20 protein-coding genes are annotated in these 18349 nt (G+C 41.5%); 6 read left to right on the top strand and 14 right to left on the bottom strand.

Annotated elements, in window-relative coordinates; all coding sequences use genetic code 11:
* Positions 1-107: 107 nt before the first annotated feature.
* The 5 genes from VK664_RS26520 to VK664_RS26500 all read left to right on the top strand — a co-directional run bounded on the left by VK664_RS26520 (position 108) and on the right by VK664_RS26500 (position 5960).
* The gene (locus tag VK664_RS26520) at positions 108-623 is read left to right on the top strand and encodes a hypothetical protein (protein WP_461401748.1); all 516 of its coding nucleotides are present in this window, start codon (positions 108-110) and stop codon (positions 621-623) included.
* A gap of 148 nt (positions 624-771) precedes the next feature.
* Positions 772-3189, top strand: coding sequence for a TonB-dependent receptor (locus tag VK664_RS26515; RefSeq protein ID WP_461401747.1), 2418 nt, complete (start codon positions 772-774; stop codon positions 3187-3189).
* A 45-nt stretch (positions 3190-3234) separates the two neighbouring features.
* The gene (locus tag VK664_RS26510) at positions 3235-4152 is read left to right on the top strand and encodes a heme/hemin ABC transporter substrate-binding protein (RefSeq protein WP_461401746.1); all 918 of its coding nucleotides are present in this window, start codon (positions 3235-3237) and stop codon (positions 4150-4152) included.
* Positions 4136-5188, top strand: a complete 1053-nt coding sequence (locus VK664_RS26505) for a FecCD family ABC transporter permease (protein ID WP_461401745.1) — start codon at positions 4136-4138, stop codon at positions 5186-5188. The genes VK664_RS26510 and VK664_RS26505 overlap by 17 nt, the downstream gene beginning before the upstream one ends.
* On the top strand, positions 5181-5960 hold the full coding sequence (locus VK664_RS26500) for a heme ABC transporter ATP-binding protein (protein ID WP_461401744.1): 780 nt from the start codon (positions 5181-5183) through the stop codon (positions 5958-5960). The genes VK664_RS26505 and VK664_RS26500 overlap by 8 nt, the downstream gene beginning before the upstream one ends.
* Before the next feature lie 6 nt (positions 5961-5966).
* On the opposite strand, the gene VK664_RS26495 is transcribed toward VK664_RS26500, so the two are convergent.
* The 14 genes from VK664_RS26495 to VK664_RS26430 form a co-directional block, all read right to left on the bottom strand.
* A complete protein-coding gene (locus tag VK664_RS26495; RefSeq protein WP_461401743.1) occupies positions 5967-7229 on the bottom strand; it encodes a sensor histidine kinase in 1263 nt (420 codons plus the stop codon).
* 3 nt (positions 7230-7232) lie between these two features.
* Positions 7233-7913 carry a response regulator transcription factor gene (locus VK664_RS26490; RefSeq protein ID WP_461401742.1) on the bottom strand — a complete coding sequence of 227 codons (681 nt, stop codon included), beginning with the start codon at positions 7911-7913 and terminating at the stop codon, positions 7233-7235.
* Positions 7914-8147: 234 nt separating this feature from the next.
* Positions 8148-8567, bottom strand: coding sequence for an SH3 domain-containing protein (locus VK664_RS26485; protein ID WP_461401741.1), 420 nt, complete (start codon positions 8565-8567; stop codon positions 8148-8150).
* 121 nt (positions 8568-8688) lie between these two features.
* On the bottom strand, positions 8689-9183 hold the full coding sequence (locus VK664_RS26480; protein WP_461401740.1) for a BON domain-containing protein: 495 nt from the start codon (positions 9181-9183) through the stop codon (positions 8689-8691).
* 127 nt (positions 9184-9310) lie between these two features.
* Complete coding sequence (locus tag VK664_RS26475) at positions 9311-10375, bottom strand: beta-ketoacyl synthase chain length factor (protein WP_461401739.1); 1065 nt, start codon at positions 10373-10375, stop codon at positions 9311-9313.
* A gap of 4 nt (positions 10376-10379) precedes the next feature.
* On the bottom strand, positions 10380-11567 hold the full coding sequence (locus tag VK664_RS26470) for a beta-ketoacyl-[acyl-carrier-protein] synthase family protein (RefSeq protein ID WP_461401738.1): 1188 nt from the start codon (positions 11565-11567) through the stop codon (positions 10380-10382).
* A 10-nt stretch (positions 11568-11577) separates the two neighbouring features.
* A complete protein-coding gene (locus VK664_RS26465) occupies positions 11578-11841 on the bottom strand; it encodes a phosphopantetheine-binding protein (protein ID WP_461401737.1) in 264 nt (87 codons plus the stop codon).
* Between the two features lie 10 nt (positions 11842-11851).
* A complete protein-coding gene (locus VK664_RS26460) occupies positions 11852-13135 on the bottom strand; it encodes an ABC transporter permease (RefSeq protein ID WP_461401736.1) in 1284 nt (427 codons plus the stop codon).
* Between the two features lie 3 nt (positions 13136-13138).
* Positions 13139-13885, bottom strand: a complete 747-nt coding sequence (locus VK664_RS26455; protein WP_461401735.1) for an ABC transporter ATP-binding protein — start codon at positions 13883-13885, stop codon at positions 13139-13141.
* Entirely contained in the window at positions 13885-14898 is a 1014-nt protein-coding gene (locus VK664_RS26450) for a BtrH N-terminal domain-containing protein (protein ID WP_461401734.1), read from the bottom strand. Before VK664_RS26450 ends, VK664_RS26455 begins: the two co-directional genes overlap by 1 nt.
* Positions 14888-15295, bottom strand: coding sequence for a hypothetical protein (locus VK664_RS26445; RefSeq protein WP_461401733.1), 408 nt, complete (start codon positions 15293-15295; stop codon positions 14888-14890). Before VK664_RS26445 ends, VK664_RS26450 begins: the two co-directional genes overlap by 11 nt.
* Positions 15296-15332: 37 nt before the next feature.
* The gene (locus tag VK664_RS26440; RefSeq protein WP_461401732.1) at positions 15333-16481 is read right to left on the bottom strand and encodes a beta-ketoacyl-ACP synthase III; all 1149 of its coding nucleotides are present in this window, start codon (positions 16479-16481) and stop codon (positions 15333-15335) included.
* A gap of 12 nt (positions 16482-16493) precedes the next feature.
* Entirely contained in the window at positions 16494-17393 is a 900-nt protein-coding gene (locus VK664_RS26435; protein ID WP_461401731.1) for a hypothetical protein, read from the bottom strand.
* A 9-nt stretch (positions 17394-17402) separates the two neighbouring features.
* On the bottom strand, positions 17403-17897 hold the full coding sequence (locus VK664_RS26430) for a hypothetical protein (RefSeq protein WP_461401730.1): 495 nt from the start codon (positions 17895-17897) through the stop codon (positions 17403-17405).
* A 235-nt stretch (positions 17898-18132) separates the two neighbouring features.
* Here VK664_RS26430 and VK664_RS26425 point away from each other — a divergent pair.
* The coding region (locus VK664_RS26425; protein ID WP_461401729.1) for an aromatic amino acid lyase at positions 18133-18349 on the top strand (217 nt) is incomplete at its 3' end.

The raw sequence follows: 18349 nt of genomic DNA, 5'->3' as shown, positions 1-18349 counted from the left end.
ATTTTTAGCCTGTATCAAACTTGATTTTCCTGGTTGCAGCGAATGAATCAGAAGCAAGATGAAAAAAACATCAACATACCTCAGGCATATAAACGGAGTATAGCTGGTTGAAAAAATTAAATTCCATATTCTTTCTATTGGTCTTTTGTTCCGGATTTGCGGGTCATTTAATTGTCTTTGCCATTCATCGATTTCAAATAAGAGAGATAGTAAGGGCCGAGATTATTTCGGGTGTGCCTGACCGTTATCTTGAGATCATTCAGGTCAATGATGACATTAAGTGGGAGGAAGAAGGTAAGGAATTTGTTCTCAACGGTACGTATTATGATGTTATCAGGATCAAAGTGAAAAATGGTAAAACCTTTCTATATTGTTTGAACGATGAGCACGAAGAGGAACTCATGCACAAATTCGCATTAGCAGTCAAAGATGCTGCCGACAATGAAAAGAGAAAGAATCACAAAATCACTATTTATTCTCCCTTATTACATCTGCAGGTCAGTTCAGCTTGTTGGGCATTTTCTTTCGGTTCAAAACAACAACCTGATTTCTATTATTTTAAATCTGAAATCTCTTCCTGCTATAAGGAAATAATCATCCCTCCGCCCAGGTTGTTATCATAAGTTTCGATTACTAATATTTAATAATGTTTTAAGATACGTCTGCGTCCGTTTGACTTAGTGGACCCGGTGCGCATTTTAGCCTGGCACAAGCTTGAGCGCAAGCTGTTGCTGAGTTAATGCTATTGATTAATCTATAATTATAATTCTTATGAAATCAGGCAGCTTTATTATTCTGCTACTCACAATAATATCATCCTGTGCTTTTTCGCAAACAATGTTGAAAGGAAAGCTGATGGACGCAGGAACCGGCAAGCCTCTTTCCGGTGCTACTATAACTTATGGCAATCAGGGTACAATGACTGGTAGTGATGGCATGTTTTCAATTAACTGTGGTGAAACAAGTTCAGTTGCCGCTTCCTTCATTGGCTATTCAACCCAGGAAAAAGCTATAAAAAATTGTAACACGGAGATCTTTATTTATCTCGCTACCACTAAGGGTACGCTGGAGCAGGTTGAAATTACGGCAACATCCAACCAGAATAAATCCATTTTGTACCAGCCGGCCTCTATAGGTAAGTTAACCCCTGTTGAACTGAAACGTGGCATGGGTCTATTCCTTGATGATGCTATCCAGGCAAATGTTCCGGGTGTGACTATGAACAGGAGATCTGTGTCGGGTGGTCAGCAATTCAATATCCGTGGTTACGGAAATGGTTCAAGGGGAACCAGGGGTATCAGTAGTAACTTTGATGGCCAGGGATATAAGGTTTACCTGAACGGAATACCTGTTACTGATGCGGAAGGTATAACAACTCTTGATGACATTGATATGGGTTCTATCGGTAATGTCGAAGTTGTGAAAGGGCCGGCAGGAACCTTGTACGGTCTCGCTATTGCCGGGGCGGTCAACCTGAGCACTATTGCGCCTGAAAAGGGCAAAACTTCAGTTGGCCAGGAGGTAATGATTGGCAACTACGGTCTTCGTAGGTTTACATCAACCTTTCAAACGGCAACTGAATATTCATCACTGCTTGTTAATTATGGTCACCAGGATTACGATGGTTCTTCAATCCACAACAAGTCAAAAAAGGATTTTGCCAGTATTGTTGCCAGTTTTCATGCGGGTGAGAAGCAGTTGATTAACACTTATGTAGGATATAGTAACAGTTACGATGAAAGGTTTGGCGAGCTGACCATAGACCAATACAATAACAATGATTATTCCGGCAACATCGAATATATTAAAAGGAATGCCCACAGCGGGGTAATTACATTCAGGGCTGGTGTTGGCCATACTTATCAATTCAATTCTGCGATTTCCAACTCCACAACGGTATTTGGAACAGGATTTACCAGCAATGCGAGTTCAGCTGGTGGCTGGACAGATAAAAACAGTATCAATTACGGGCTGCGTTCTGTTTTCAATACAAAATTTAAGGCCGGTAGGTCAATCATTTTAGCCGGCATTACCGGTATAGAGCTTCAGCGCCAGGATGCGCAGACCCTTGGTTACAATATGAAACAGGATCCATCTGATACCGGCAGTGCCTGGAAATATGGTACAAGTCCTTACTGGATCATCAACGCAACTACTTCAAACTTTGCAACGATCAGCAAAACCATGTCGCTATTCACTGAGTGGACGTTGGGTCTTCCAGGTGATTTTTCACTCACGGCTGGCGTGGGAAGCAGCAATATGGGCATCGCGCTGAATGACCGGTTCAATGTGGCAATGGCGGCCAGGCCATCCAAATTCGATACAACATATAAAGCAATGGTATCACCGCATTTTGCCATTAACAAAGTTTTCAATAAGCATATGTCCTTATATGCTTCGTATAGCAAGGGGTATAAAGCGCCAGTGAGTTCCTATTTTTATATTACAACTCCAGTGATTACAAATCCACCAACACCGCCTACCGGGAATGTGAACGGGGTACTAAAACCAGAGACCGGCAACCAATATGAATTAGGAAGTAAAGGACAGTTGTTGAATGCTGATCTGATGTATGAGATCGCTTACTTTTATGCGGAGTTTTCTAACAAGATGACTTCTATTTCAGTGGCGTCTCCGGCGTCGCCTAATACAACGCTATATTCTTATATGGTAAATGGCGGCAAACAAATTCACCGTGGAATAGAGGCATTGGTGAGGTACAACATCAATAGCGAGGGATTTATTAATGTGATTCGTCCCTTTGCCAACATAACCTATTCTGATTTTAAATATGGAAGTAATTTTACGATACAGAAATCTGTTGTGCAAACTGAAGATTACAGCGGGAAGGATGTCGCAGGAGTTGCTAAGGTGATGGCTAATATTGGTATTGATGTCATGACAAAACCAGGGCTCTACGCAAACATCACTTATAATTATAAGGATCCAATGCCCATTACTTCACTCAATGACCTTTACGCGGCTGGCTTTAACCTCGTTAATGCCAAGATAGGTTTCCAAAAAAATATTGCAACGCATTTTGACCTTGATGCCTACTTTGGAGCGGGCAATATATTTAACAGCAAGTATTACCAGATGGTATTTGTAAATCAATTACCGGATGCGTACATACCGGCCCCTGTAAATGCGACCTTGTTTGGCGGCATTAATTTAAAATATAATTTTTAACGAAAAGGGGTAGTTCTGCGGAATTGCCCCTATCATTTTGTAATCATGAGAAAAACCAGGACTATATATTTTTATTCTTACGCATTCGCGATGTTATTACTAATCTGCGTTGTTGCTTGCGGAAGATTTGGTAACCGGGAGAATGATACACTAAAAGATCAGCGTATTGTTTCTCTTTCAAAGCATTTAACCGAGATGTTATTTGCGCTGGGCAAGGGTCATAATATTGTTGCGGTTGATTTAAGCAGCACTTACCCTGATAGTGCGAAGCTGTTAAAAACAGTTGGTTATCACCGGGCGCTCAGTGCTGAAACTATCATTGCCATGAATCCTGAACTGGTGATCCATAGCAATGACATAGGCCCGGAGAATGTAATACCGCAAATAGTCAAAGCGGGATTGAACATAAAAGTTTTCGGCGGTGCAAATACTATCGACAGCTCCCGGCTTCTTTTGAAAGAACTGGGTGTTTTTTTCGGGGAGCAACATAAGGCAGATTCTCTTATTGTCAAAATGGATGCGGGGTTAACGCGGTCAGCCGGGGCGCTTAGTACAATTGCTCCAGGGGATACTCCAAATGTTATGATCATTCATTTTGGCCGTGCCAGCAATATATACTTCGTCATGAGCGGCCGGGGTGGTGTCGCAGACAAGATGATTCAAATGGCGGGCGGGAAAGTTACCAGCTATAAGGCAAGCGGCGCGCGCGAGATCAGCGCAGAAGCTGTCGCCACTGCCAATCCGGATATTATAATTGCTACTGATTATGGTTACGACCAGATGGGAAGTATGGATAAGTTTATATCAGAGGTTCCTGGCGTAGCACTAACAAATGCGGGTAAAAACAAACGTATTGTTAGGTTCGAGGAACATGATATTATCTATTTTGGACCAAGGTCCGGAGATAATATTATTCAATTAATGAAATTATTACACCCGCCTGGTTATGCTAAGAAACAGTAAATTCTTTTTTCCTGCGCTTGTTTTATTGTTGATGCTGATGCTGCTTGTTGCAATTGTATTTGGCGCTGTGTCCATTTCGCCCGGTGAAATGTTGTCATCGCTCAAACATTTTGCCGGGGGAAAAAAACCGGGTAGTATCTATGAAGCGGTGTTTCTGCAGATTCGATTGCCCAGGGTACTGTTATGTGCCATCACCGGTGCTATACTTTCCGTGTCCGGGGTATTAATGCAAGGCCTTTTCCGAAATCCCATAGTGGAACCAGGGTTGGTTGGTACAAGCGCAGGTGCGGCTTTCGGAGCCTCTGTTGTATTTGTTCTGGCAGCAAATATGAGTATCGGATTGAAAAGCATACTTGGACCCCTGCTAGTGCCGGTTTTTGCTTTTGCCGGCGGGTTGCTGGCTACATATATTGTATATATGCTTGCAAAGAGCGCCGGAAGAATTTCGATACTGTCACTCTTACTGGCAGGCATAGCAGTAAATGCTGTTGGTCTTAGCGGTATGGGCTTCATGAGTTATGTGGCCAGGGACCCACAGGCAAGGAGTATAACTTTCTGGAACCTGGGAACTTTTTCCGGTGCCAGCTGGTCACAGGTTGCTATTGTAGGAACCGTAGCTTTCATCATGTTTGCGATTGCATTACGTTATACGAAGCAACTGAATGCCTTATTGCTTGGTGAAGCCGAGGCGACATATTTAGGGGTAGATGCAGATCAACTAAAAAAGAAAATCATGATCATTAATACGGCAATGGTCGCTGTAGCAACTGCGTTCACGGGAGTAATCGGTTTCATGGGCTTGATAGTTCCACACGTGTTGCGGCTGCTCATTGGAAGCGATAATAAAAGGCTTTTACCAGCATCAATGCTATTGGGCGCGCTTTTACTAACTCTGGCCGATTTTGGTGCAAGAATGTTACTCCCCCCCGCAGAAATTCCTATCGGAATTATAACGTCATTAGTTGGTGCACCGATTTTTCTCTTTCTGTTAAAAAAGTTTGACATCATTCAAACCAAAGGAGGCGGCAATGCTTAGAACAGAAAATATCAGTTATAAGATAGGCAACAGAAAGATATTGGAAGATATAAATATTGAGTTTCATGCCGGCGAATTTAATATGATCCTCGGACCCAACGGATCTGGCAAATCAACGTTCTTCCGTATTTTTAGTGGCGAAATACAGGGTTATACAGGAAGGGTTTGTTACAATGAGAAAGTGCTCAGAAAACAACAGCTAAGGGAACTTGCCAGGCACCGCGCTGTCATGAGCCAACAACCTGATCTAAGCTTTCCACTCACTGTTGATGAAGTGGTAATGATGGGTCGTTACCCGCATTTTGATTTTAACCCTTCCCCAAAAGATAATTCTATTTGTAACGATGTCATTGAAAGATTACGACTCACTGATTTTAAGGAACGTAATTATCTGACTTTGAGTGGTGGCGAAAAACAAAGAGTACAATACGCCCGGGTTTTGGCCCAGATCTGGGAACGGCCAAAGGAAGGCAATCGTTATTTATTTTTGGATGAACCACTCAATAATCTTGATATAAGCTATCAGCAGGAATTCCTTCGGATAGCACGCGAATTCACCGGCAACGATACTATCGTTATAGCGGTTATACATGATATAAACCTGGCCTTACAATATGCAGATAAACTGTTTTTTTTCAAGAACGGAAGACTAAATGCTCATGGCAACACTATGGAAGTGCTAACCGCAGATCTGATTGCGGACGTATTCAATGTTTCAGTGACCCTTATAAACAATGCTGTTACAAAAAGGCCCCTGCTGGTTTATAATTAATGACTGTTATGTTATTATCCAATCTACGGTAAAAAAATGAAAATCGTTTTCATAGTGGTAGCTGATTTTGCACCCGGATGCAATGCATATATGCTTCATAATGGATAAACCTAAGCCGGTATTTTGGGTGTTTTGTTCGGGCTTATAAAAACGTGTGAACACTTTTTTCTGATCCAGCAATACACCGTTTCCAGAGTTACCAATCACCAGTTTTTTGTCGCTGGTGAGATTAATGTTAATACTTCCCGCTGCCTTGTTGTGTTTCACTGCATTACTTATCAGGTTATTCAGCAGGGCGTCCAGCAGCATCCCGTTCATATCTACCTTAACATCTGTTGTTTTTACGGACAATTTTATTCCGTTGACTAAAAGTATTTCCTCAAATTGAAATATTTTTTCGTCCAGTATTTCGCGGATATTTATCTCCCTTGTATCATTGAACTGGTTGTTTTCGATTTTAGTAAGGAATAACAGGGAGTAATTCAGGTTCGTCAGTTTGTCAATTGCCTTATACATTGCCTGCAAGTTGATGCTATGCCTGGCGAATATTTGTTCATCCTGTATAACAAGATCTATTTTCGATCGGATGATAGCCAGCGGTGTCTGCATTTCATGAGAGGCATTTTCGGTAAATTCTTTCAGTGTCAGGTAATCCTGATTTGCTTTGGTAGTGGCTTTCATTAAGACTAAACTCATAAAATTGAACTCTTCTATCTTACTGTCAGGGAATACAAGCGGATCTGGTTTACTTACCTGATAATTTTTCATCAACTGCAGCACTTTATAAAACGGCTGCCAAAGGGTTTTCAATACGACCCTGTTAATAATGGAAGAAACTAACAGTATCAGCATTATAGCAACGATGGTTATCGCTATAATAGTGTGTATAAGATGTTCGGTGCCTTCCATCGATTTGCCTACCATTGCCTGATACCATTGATTGCCTGCCTGGACGGTAAAAAATAGTTTCCTGAAGTCAGCAGTATCTGCTCCCACTGTATCATATGTGGCGATGGTTTGAAATGTCGATTTATGGGACTTGTCCGTCGGGCTAAATGTAATAAGACGATCTTTTACAGCGAAGATCTCTGGCAATTCATGATGAGTTCCTACATATTTTTCTATTTCTGATCTTTCAATTTGTAAATTTTCATCAAACTGCTTAATTACTACAAATCTTATCAGGAAGTAATAGCCAATACTGGAAAAAATAAAGATGGATAATGTGGCAAACAGATTTAACCTGTACAGCCTTGAGAATAGTTTCATTTGTTAATCATGCTGCTGAAATTTGTAACCCATCCCATATACTGATCTCACATAATCTTCGCAGCCGGCCCAAACCAGTTTTTTTCTCATGTTTTTTATATGAGTATACAGGAAGTCGTAGTTGCTGGCCAGGTCGGCATTGTTCCCCCAGAGATGTTCAGCGATAGCATTCTTGGATATCACTTTATTTTTGTTGCTTAAAAAATACAGCAACAGGTCATATTCTTTTTTTGTTAGATCCACTAACCTGTCGTTGACACTTGCCGTTTTCTTTTTCAGATCAATAAGCAGATTGTTACAGGCGATAGTGCTTTTTCCATCGAATGCTTTGCGTCGGGTTATTGCCGTGACCCTTGCTGAAAGTTCAGCAAGATGAAATGGCTTCGTTAAATAGTCGTCTGCGCCGAAGTTGAGACCGGTAACCTTATCATCCAGCGAATTCTTTGCAGTAATTATCAGGATACCGTCAGTCCTGTTTTCTTTTTTGAGATATTCGAGTAACCCGAGGCCACTTCCGCCCGGTAACCCGATATCCAGCAAAATACAGGCATAGGAGGAATTGGCTAATTTCTCAAGCGCCTCGGGATAAGTTGCGGCCCGCTCGCAAAAGAAATGATCGTTTTCCATGTAATCGCAGATACTATCTGAAATTTCTCTTTCGTCTTCAATGATTAGTAGCTTCATCGCCTTATGAATAAATAGGATATATTACTAATCTGTATGTATTTACTCAATATAACTAAAAATATGGGTGGGATACGGCGCTAGATTAATTGTAGGTCAATTTTAATCAGATTCTAATGGTGTTTTGGCATTCGGTGTAATATTGCGATTAAAGAAATATGTTTATTGCTGCTCGCACAAAAAAGGACCGCGTCCAACAGAAGCGACCCTATAAATACCGTCGGGTTGCTCTAATTATTCAACCGAAAGATATTGAGCATATGCATACCCTTCTTCTCCACTCGCCGTTTTAACCAGCCACCATTGATCATTTGTTTTGCTTACAAGCGTAACATAGTCATGGTGTTTTGCCTTTCCTACAATGGGTTGATCAGTTCCCGGACCTTTGCGGATATTCAGATTAGAAGTTTCTGTGACAACCTTTGCCTTGACACCTGCAGCCATATTCGAAACATTTATATCGAGGATTAAATCTCCGCCACGAAAGTCAGGATCGATCTGATTATAAATTTCCCATAATGAGTCTTTTGTTCTTCCATCAGGCGCCTCCCCGTTTATGTACAGCACATTATCCTGTACCCCTACCTGTAGATTAGTAACACCTGAGGCCTTGGCTGAATCGATCAGCTGTTTATATTTATCTTGCAGAGCCATAATTTGGTCCTCCTATAATTTAAGTTTGAATAGAGATAATTATTTGTCTACCAGAATTATTGTATACCAGGGATAATTGCTGCTTTGTAAATCAGTAAATAATAATCGCGTTTACCCCTGCTTATTTCAAAGTCAGTTTCTGTTCAACTTTCTTTGGTTTCAATGTGTTTATTGACTTCATCAACGCTGGTAATTTTGATCGCTCAAGTTCGCCTGTTAAGGTCACAACGCCATTATTGACCGTCGCCGTAACTGTTGGATAATCTTTTGTTGCATCAGCAAGACCTTTGGCAATCGGATCATCGGCAGCAATTTCGACAGGGGCCGCGGCTTGAGGAGGAGCTACACTAATGTTGTTCACGACACTTTTTACTCCTTCAATGCCTTTTACATCATTTTCAAAAGCGATTTTAGTTGCTTCATCTGACGCAGTCCCGGTTAATGTGGCAACACCATCCTTTACCGTTGCGGATAATCCAGGGTAGGATGTCGATTTGGACACGATCGCCGCTTCAATATCTGCATCTTTAGGCTTTGACTTACAGGATTCGAGGCTTATAAAGGATGCCCCGGCCAAAAAAATGATTGCGGAAAAATGTAAGATTGACTTTTTCATATTGACTTGTTTTGATTCTGCATAAAGCAGGATATTAATCAAAACCTAAGCCAGCCTCAGGGTTTATGCGCGTTTATGTTAGTGAACCCAACAAGTCATTTGCCAAATATTATAGATCAATGATTTATTATAGATCAATGCTGCATAGCATAAAACTATGTTGAAGAGCCTTATGGTTATTGTAGATCAATATTTTGTGTAAAGGGTGGCGTTGTGTTGCCATTGGGTTAGGCTGCTGGTGTTTCCACATATGTACGGGAACCTCCTGGCTCCGAAGTATTTCAGCTGATAACCATAAACCTATTGCAGAAGCGGTTGCAAACTCACCTGATATATGTTTAAACCTCGCAACAGGAACCTTTTCAATTTGTGTTTCACAAGCTTCGTAAAAATGCATCATCCTGCTGTCGCCGTTTTCGCCGGATAAATATAGGCCGGGTGGATCGTTCTGTAAATTATTCAATGTGATAAACTCGTGAAAGCGATGCCTAACGAGTTGCGGATCATTAGATGTAATGGTTTTCAAAGCATCAATCCGGACGGATCCCTGTTGCTTTTTATTATCTACGATAAACATAGCTGATCCTTCACCCGGATAGCTGCCGGGTTTATCGCTTTTATAAATTTCTGCCGGGTTAATGGCAGTTGTTTTGTACCAACCAGCTAACAAATCAATGTTATAATTATAGGCGGATATTTCATCAACTGCACCTAATAGTAAACGGGCATCGGGATATTGGGCCAAATGCATGGCTGCATCGAGCATAGCATTCTCAAAAGAATGTCCACGATGAACATGAGTGATATTGTAGCCATTGTTTTTTAGAAGCATACCAACCTGGCCGGCCACAGCATTCGCAGTGCTTTGAACAAAATTAGTCGGCGTTAACAGCCCTTCTTTATACTCAATGATCTGATTTAGAAATTTAATACAATCTTCCATTCCTCCATTGGCAGTTCCTATTATGATTCCGTCAGGGTTTCCAGAACCCGCAATTAGTGGCATTGCTGCCCCGACTCCGAGTCTAACGGCCTTGCCCATGCGCCTCAATATTTTCTCAGGGATGTCTTCGTACGAAGGTTCTTTAACAGAAAATTTATTGCCTTCGGGAACCTGGTATTCAAGCAGGTTGATCTTATTGAGAAAGGTTGATTGCGATGAAATGCATGTGGATTCCTGGATATAAAACATCGGGTCAGACTTTTGAAAAAATCAATGAGGAACAATTACCACCAAAGCCGAAAGAATTTGACATGATATGTTTAAGGTGAACCTGTTTATACTCGCGGACCGGAACAAGGCCGGTGTCGGCTTGTGGTTCGTTAAAGTTAAGGGAGGGATATATTTCCTGGTGTTTTAAATTAAGTATGCTATACACCGCTTCAATTGCTCCTGCTGCACCGAGTGTATGACCAATGTTACTTTTGGTTGAGCTGAAGGTCGGAATGATTTCAAAAATTCGAATCATCGCCTTAGATTCCACCTCATCATTGTTTTCTGTTCCGGTACCATGGGTATTTATGAAATCAATTTCCTGTGGTAAAAGACCCGCGGATTCCAACGCAATTTTCATTGCAAGATAGGGGCCATCTCCGGCAGGTGATAATGAAGAAGGATGATATGCATCATTTGTATTTGAATAACCACTCAGACGGGCATGAATATTTTTCCCTGCAGCATCTTCTTCTTTTTCCAGTATAAGAAATGCTGCCCCTTCACCAAGGTTAAGGCCTTGCCTGTCCTTATCAAAAGGTTTGCATAGTGCAGGCGATAGAATGTGCAAGGAATTGAATCCATTCAATGTAAATTTTGCAAGGCTATCAACACCTCCGACAATGGCACGTTTTGCAAATCCGTTTTGTATCAGCCTTGCACCAAACATGATTGCATTTGCCGAGGAAGAACATGCTGTATTAATGGTGCTGGCCGGTCCCTGCATTTTGTATTGAGCTTGTATAGAAAGTGTTACCGAAGAACAGTCATAAGAGCCAAGGTATTCGGATCCTTGTTCATGTTTGTTTGCATCATGATACAGTTCATCTGTAAGACACATACCTCCAACAGTGTTGCCGTTGATAAAAGCTGTGTCGGGACTTTCGATCTCTTCAGTTGTGAGTCCGGCATCTTCAATTGCCTGCCTGAATGCATGAAGACATAATAAGTCTGTTCGGGTTACTCCTGGTTGAGTGGCAGCCAATTTTTGTTTTAGTTCCTCAGTACTGATTTTGATCTCACCACAAGGAAGTACGCCCGAAAATCTTGAAGGAAAGTTTTCTAATGTTGAAATGCCGCAAAAGCCATTTATCAATGCCTCGCGGTTTTCATTTACTGAATTGCCAATAGCGCTTATTATACCCAGACCTGTAACCACAATATCGCTCACTATAGGTATTTTATTTTGTTCTGTGTTTTTCAATATAGCCAACCATGGTATTTACATCAACCAGTATCTTTCGGCCTTCTTTGGGATCCTGGATGGTGATTCCATATTCGCGTGAAAGTAACACTATCAGTTCAATTGAATCTATTGAATCCAGCCCCAGTCCCTCGCCAAACAGCGGTTCGTCATCCTTGATATCTTCCGGTTTTACCGTCATCAGATTTAGAAACTGAACGATTTGTTTTTTAACCTGCAGTTTTAAGTCTTCTGTTTCCATTATCATAAATTCAAATTAGATTTTTTCTCTTCAACGCGATTAATGTGATTGCCTGTATTACAAGTGTAATAAACAATAAAGGTAAAATATTAATCAAAATATCTTTTAGTTTTCCCCCTTCCAGAAATAGGCCATAGTATGCTTCCAGGCACCAATGTAAAGGTGAAAGTTGCATGATATATTTAAACGACGACGGCATTGCAAATGACGGCACCAGTATTCCTCCGATTGCGGCAAGCAACACAATTGACACAGCACCCAGGCCGTTAGCCTGTTCCTGTGTTTTCGTAATTACTCCGACACAGATCGCATAACTTGCTGCACACCATCCACACATCAGTGTTACAATTATTAAGCCCCCAATATCTGCTGGAAGGTTGAGTTTAGGCAATCCAAGCTTTGGGAAGATCAGGATACCAATTGAAAAGATAACCAAGGCCTGAAAAAATGTAACAACTATATAGGTAAGTTGTTTTGAAATGAGGGCCACCAGGTAGTTAGTCGGCAAGGTTTTCAGTCGAAGAAAACTTCCGCTAAGCTTTTCTCTCACAACACTTCCACCTAAAGAAATTACAACAAAAAACATTGCAAACACCGTCCAGGCAGGAATATTATGTTGTGAAGCATTAGGGATAGAGCGGCTTCCATCCCTTGAAACCGGGATTTCTGTAATGGGAACCTGGTTAGTAATAATTTCGTTTTCCAATGTATCAGGAATCTGCTCTTCATTCAGATTCTGATAGAGATTTCTTACCACCTGGCGGCTCTCTACTATTTGTAATGTACTTTTTAATGCGCCCTGAATAGATTGCCTGAACGAAGCCTGGAGAACCGGATGGTAATATAGTGTTATCGGACCGATTTGTCCACTTGTTGTTGGTGCGGCATAAGTTGTATCAATAGTAACATCTTTCAATGCACGGGCTGCGATGTCTTTTGTTCTTGCACTTAATTCCGACGAAAAGGTAGCAGGGATGATGATTGCCACCAATGCATCTTTTGATCCCATTCTTTCTGAGATCTGTTTTTCATCTTCCCCTGGCGGGATCTTTGTAACATTGAACATGCCTACTTTTTCAATCGCCGATTCAAGCTGTTTTGCCGCTTCACCTGTATCGCGATTACAAAGAAGCAGGGCCATTTTGTTGTTGTTCACCATTTCAAAAGTGCTGTTCTGCACTATCGTTATAACTATTGCCAGCACTACCGGCATCAGGAACATGAGGGTAAGTCCAACCTTATCGCGCAGCAGGATACGAAGGTCCTTCAATATGGTTGCATACAATTTAAACATGGATCAATCGCGGTAAGATTTGCCAGTCAGGCTGAGGAATAAACCTTCAAGGCCATCTTGTTGATGTTTGCTCAGCAGATTTTCCAGTGAGTCGTGCACGATGATTTTTCCTTCATCAATCATGGCTATTTTGCGGCATAGAGATTCTGCTTCATGTAACTGATGTGAAGTGTAAATTAGTGTCATTCCGGCCGCGTTAAGATTCTTAAGGTAATCTATTATTGCAAAACGTGTCTGTACATCTACGCCAACAGTTGGTTCGTCGAGAAATAATACTTCTGGATGATGTATCACTGATATTGCCAGGTTTACCCTACGCTTCATACCACCCGAAAACTTTTGAACCTGTTTATTTCTCACATCGTTTAAGCCAAGAACATCCAGTAGTTCATCGATCCTTTTATTTATGGTTGATGTATTTAATCCTGCCCAGGAACCAAAAAACTCAAGGTTTTCTTTTGGCGTAAGTTCCTGGTAAAAAGAAAAGTCCTGGGGTACAAAACCAAAGCGTTTATTAAAATATTTTTTCTTGGTCTTTACTTCCTGCCCCAATAGTTTTACCGAACCCCCGGTATATTCTATAAGACCGGTCATGATACTCATAAGAGTTGTTTTACCGGCGCCATTAGGACCGAAGATGCCAAAGCTTTCGCCTTTCTCTATTTGAAGGTTAAGATCAGAAAAGAGTTGACGCGGTTGGTCACGATAAGCAAACTGGAGATTTTCTATATTAACCGCTTCATTATTCATCAGGTCCATTTCATTTTGGATAGGTCCTGGAACGCATCTTTCTCTAAGTCTGCAATCTCGAACAGAATATCGCCCATCACATTAAAATCTTCCTGTTTAGTAAGACGACCTTTGTAAATGCCAGCTGCCTGGACTGCTGCATTTCTCCAGAGATCACCGGCCTTTGTGAATTTCTTTGAGATTTCAAGTAAAGAGTCATTGGGATGATAAGCATGAGACTGCTGCAAAAAAGCAGCATAGATATAACGGAAGCCTCCACCGCCAGTGCCTATCTCTTCCTGCATCCGCACAAGTTGAGCGAGATACAGCCCGGCCTTTGGTAGACCGAGGTTATCGCGCCATTTCTTTATTCTTTTGCCGGTATAGCGAATTCCGCTTACTCCTGCTATTGGTCCGGGAATATGTAGCATGTCCCGGACATTTCTTTTCACACCTTTTTTTATTGCATCCCGGATCTGGTCAGGTGTTATGATCTTTTTTTCCCGCGGATAATATAGCTGTCCCCGCGGAGCCATTGCTCCTTTGGCAAATCTTACCCGTTCTAATTCATAGGTACTGAGTTTAGTTACACCTTCCATGATCGGGTCGCTGATCAGGTAGTCGTCTCCTTCTTTACCATAAACTATCAGGTTATGCGCATTAAAGTGAAACCGGTATTCTTTGGGAAAATATGATAAGTAGTATACGCCTACCTGGCATCCCACTGGCTGGCCTGCCCCGATACATTGTTCCAAAAACTTTTGGGCCTGTTCACGGGAAGAAAACTTTTTTCTTACAACGGGGATGCCCAGTGCTTTACAGGTTCGTTTAAAAATGAGTCCGGGCATTGTGCGGTAAGCAAATGCAGGCCCCTTGTTTACTTTCATAAACGGGATGTAGATGAAAAACAGTCCTGAGCCTATTCCAAAAACCAGTGGTTCTGTTAATGAGGTCGCTCCTGCGCCACTGAGCAGGTTTGTTGTAACTCCGTTTTCACAATGGGCGGCCTGGGTATGTACAAAATCAGTCTTCATCAACGTTCATTGTTTTCAACTCAGTCAGGCTGACATTAAATGCGTCTGCGTATCGTTGTAATTTTTTATCGGATAATTTTTGGAACACGGCTGGTTTCATGTGTCTTTTGATCTGCCATTTCCAAAAGCCGGTGTAGCCTGCGACAATTCCCATGTCCATCAGTCTGAGTTCCATGAAGAACAATACCGGGCTGGCTTCTTTCCTGTCAACTTTTGCTTTTGCATCAGCTATCCGGTGTTTGATGTCGTCCCAGGCAATGTCAAGCGCTTCCGCTTTTATCTCCCACCCATTGCTAAGTGCAGTAACATAATTGCCTGATTCATCTGTTGCATAACTCAGCTCTTTGGTGAGTTTTGCCAAAGCACTTCTATCCTGGGGAATGTTTTCTTTTTTCATACTACCGGGATTTAATTGCCAAAAATCAGTAAAAAGATCAACAAACAGTCAATAAGCCGTACATATAGGAAAATCTTGAACTTTCGGGAACCAACAGAAGAATTTTTTCCCCTTTTTTAAGCTTACCTCCATGAAAAAGCTCATCAATCATCAGGTAAATAGATCCTGCGCCTACGTTGCCCTTTGTAGAAAGATTAACGCGCCACTTTTCGTAAGGGATACCTATACCAAGTTCAATGAGCCGATCGTGTATTTTTCCTTTAAAAAATTCGCTCGACATATGAGGTAGAAAATGATCGATCTCTTCCGACTTCAGTCCTTTTTTGTCAAACAGTTCTTTTAGTTTTCGGCCACCAAGTGGAACTATATTATCTCCCAGCAATCTTACATCCTGTTTGATGCTAAGCACTGAATGTGATTTTAATTGGTCCGGGGAATAGTCGAGATAGCTGGTGAGAGAGCCATCCTGGTTTTTTTCAGCGCCCATATACATACAGGCATCCATCTCGTTGGCATAAGAAATTCCTTCGAGCCATTCCACTCTCAGGCTCAGACCAGTTTCATTCATCTTATTTGAGAGGAGCAAAGCACCAGCACCGTCCGACAACATCCAGCGGAGAAAGTCCTTTTCAAAAGCTATATAAGGATTATTTTCAAGCTCCTTGAGTTTAACAACCTCATCTTTAAACTGATCAGCCCTGATTGCCGCGGAAAATCTTTCAGATCCTGTACTAACAGCAATTTCGGCGTCGCCGGATTTAACAGCCATATAAGCATACTTAAATGAATGCATTCCCGCGCAACAAACACCTGATGGTGATACTACCTCAATTCCGCTCATTTCCGGCAAATGTCCGTGAACCATCACCGCATGTGAGGGCATCATTTGATCCGGAGAAGAAGTGCCACAGCTTAAGAGCTCGATAGTTTTCAACCCGGCATTGTCATAATTGAACAGTTTTCTAACCGCTTCAGCAGTCATTTCAGAATTACTATGTGTAGCCTTTCCTTCTTTATTCAGGGCATAAAACCTGTTTTTGATCCCGTTATTTCTAAGAACAATTCGTCTTGACTTGGACGGTTTGTCGTCAATAAAACCCAGATAAGATTCCATTTCATCGTTGGAAACGGGCTCATTCGGAAAATACGTTGAAGTGTTAGTAATATAGACCTGGTTGAGAGACATCGTCAGATAAAATTAATTCAATGCTAGATAATATTGTTTCTTTCTCTTTATACTCCTGGACAAAAATGGCCTGAATAAGATTGAGTAAACAGTAAATATGATCGGCGCTGCGACAAACAGGGCAATTAAAAGATAATATTTAAAATAAACAAGCCAGCGGGTCCGATTCTTTTTCCTTGTGATCAGCTTAGCCCAGAGCTTAAACAGTTTGCTTCCTCTTTCTTCTATAAATATCAATCCATAATGTACTTCGATGGCTTTCTGTATGATAAATGCCTCTTGTAAACTATCCAGATTATTTTCTTGCAGATGTTTGGCTGCTGTAGTTCCGAAATCCGACGCCTTCCTGATATCTTCATCAGAGATGCCGGGCTTCGGAAATATGTTCAGGTACCTGTCTTTCCGGCCGGTAAGCATCCAATGAAATATAGTCACCACACTCACATGGTTCTGGTTACGATCCATCAGAACGGTGTTTCCAACCAGTTTTGCACCGGCTTCTTTAAGAAAATTCTTTACTTTTTCCTGCGCACTTGCCCACATGTTACGTGATCCGATCAGGGTGATAACCGGGGTGTCTTTAATAATTGCTTTGAATGAAGGATGTTGGAGCAGTGAATTTGCCGGAATGCTCGGTGAAAGAAACCATGGCTGATAGGCGAATATAACCAGGTCATAAGATAGCTCCTGGCATTGAAAAGGAACGATCTCTGTGGGAATTGTCAATACGCTTTCTGGCATTGCATCAAAAAACGAAGGGGTTGTCCACGGAAACGGGAAGTCTTTTTTTGGTTGGATGCTTACAGTTTCCACGGTTATTCCTGCCTGGGTAAACGGAGCAGTGAAGTTATCGAGTATTTGTTTTAGCTGGCCAGATTGAGTATAATAAACTGCTAGTACTTTCTTATTCATCCTGAAATCTTAATTGAATTCCTTTTCACTCAAAACCTTAGAACTTTTTGCGTAATGAATGATGGCGTTTTGTACGGGTTCTGGCAGGCTTTTAAACGATTTGCGAAGATAATCACTGTCGCCTTTTATTTCCTTTTTATACCCAAGAATTCCCGGAGCATTCTCCTGTATCATCAGCCTCATTAATCTATACTCTGCATTTGTGTTATCCTGTTTTATCGAAGCTTCCAGCTCCTTGTGTCCGACCTTGAAAATTTTCAACCTTTTCCCTGCTCCTGATTCAAATCCTGCCTTTTTCATCCTCAATGTACCGATGATTGCCTGCTTATCCAGGCCGGTTGCTTTTTCTGCTTCTTTAATCTCTCGATCTATTACCTTAATATCTGTACTTGACATCGCATCATAAAAGCCTTGTTTATTGTATGCAGTCTGTGCAACTGAATTGAAAGTAAATACAAAAATGAACAAAGCCTTTAATATTACGGCCAGCCTTATCCCGTTCATAGCCACAATTTTAGGTCGACAAAGATAATAAGAAACGCCGATGTAAAGATTATTGACACGTAGGGGCAGGTTCCATTGCGTTTCTGCGTTTCAATGTGCGTGTGCGCTATGTACGAGGAATATTCTGTTGAATACTACTATCGGCGCGGAAGTTGTGCCCGAACAATAAAAATTTGATGGGCTGGCTATATTTTATTTTTTTTGTGCCCTCTGTTTCTATAATGAACCTCTCTCTATGATACAAGTTGGTGGCGGCGGACTTTCTCTTCACGACTTTTCGGAAATTATCTTCAAACAAAAGGCCATCCATTTGGACGCAGCTGCTATACAGAATGTTTCAGAAAACCATTCATTTTTGCGTCGGTTTTCTGATCACAAGCTAATCTATGGTATCAATACCGGATTTGGGCCGATGGCGCAGTTTAAGGTGAGTTCGGAAAATGTGTTGCAGC

It is taken from the genome of Flavitalea sp. (genome assembly GCF_035489435.1).
In the GTDB taxonomy this organism is placed as follows: Bacteria; Bacteroidota; Bacteroidia; order Chitinophagales; family Chitinophagaceae; genus DATHKG01.
Note: the sequence above shows the minus strand (reverse complement) of the source record. Positions and strands in the feature narration are given on the sequence as shown.

Bases quoted from the DNA above. Each gene is read 5' to 3' on its own strand.
- VK664_RS26440 (WP_461401732.1), bottom strand. From the start codon at position 16,481: ATGTCTCTCAACCAGGTCTATATTACTAACACTTCAACGTATTTTCCG.
- VK664_RS26480 (WP_461401740.1), bottom strand. From the start codon at position 9,183: ATGAAAAAGTCAATCTTACATTTTTCCGCAATCATTTTTTTGGCCGGG.
- VK664_RS26495 (WP_461401743.1), bottom strand. From the start codon at position 7,229: ATGAAACTATTCTCAAGGCTGTACAGGTTAAATCTGTTTGCCACATTA.
- VK664_RS26465 (WP_461401737.1), bottom strand. From the start codon at position 11,841: ATGGAAACAGAAGACTTAAAACTGCAGGTTAAAAAACAAATCGTTCAG.
- VK664_RS26450 (WP_461401734.1), bottom strand. From the start codon at position 14,898: ATGAAGACTGATTTTGTACATACCCAGGCCGCCCATTGTGAAAACGGA.
- VK664_RS26460 (WP_461401736.1), bottom strand. From the start codon at position 13,135: ATGTTTAAATTGTATGCAACCATATTGAAGGACCTTCGTATCCTGCTG.
- VK664_RS26500 (WP_461401744.1), top strand. From the start codon at position 5,181: ATGCTTAGAACAGAAAATATCAGTTATAAGATAGGCAACAGAAAGATA.
- VK664_RS26485 (WP_461401741.1), bottom strand. From the start codon at position 8,567: ATGGCTCTGCAAGATAAATATAAACAGCTGATCGATTCAGCCAAGGCC.
- VK664_RS26490 (WP_461401742.1), bottom strand. From the start codon at position 7,913: ATGAAGCTACTAATCATTGAAGACGAAAGAGAAATTTCAGATAGTATC.
- VK664_RS26475 (WP_461401739.1), bottom strand. From the start codon at position 10,375: ATGTTTTATATCCAGGAATCCACATGCATTTCATCGCAATCAACCTTT.
- VK664_RS26445 (WP_461401733.1), bottom strand. From the start codon at position 15,295: ATGAAAAAAGAAAACATTCCCCAGGATAGAAGTGCTTTGGCAAAACTC.
- VK664_RS26505 (WP_461401745.1), top strand. From the start codon at position 4,136: ATGCTAAGAAACAGTAAATTCTTTTTTCCTGCGCTTGTTTTATTGTTG.
- VK664_RS26515 (WP_461401747.1), top strand. From the start codon at position 772: ATGAAATCAGGCAGCTTTATTATTCTGCTACTCACAATAATATCATCC.
- VK664_RS26430 (WP_461401730.1), bottom strand. From the start codon at position 17,897: ATGAACGGGATAAGGCTGGCCGTAATATTAAAGGCTTTGTTCATTTTT.
- VK664_RS26455 (WP_461401735.1), bottom strand. From the start codon at position 13,885: ATGAATAATGAAGCGGTTAATATAGAAAATCTCCAGTTTGCTTATCGT.
- VK664_RS26510 (WP_461401746.1), top strand. From the start codon at position 3,235: ATGAGAAAAACCAGGACTATATATTTTTATTCTTACGCATTCGCGATG.
- VK664_RS26435 (WP_461401731.1), bottom strand. From the start codon at position 17,393: ATGAATAAGAAAGTACTAGCAGTTTATTATACTCAATCTGGCCAGCTA.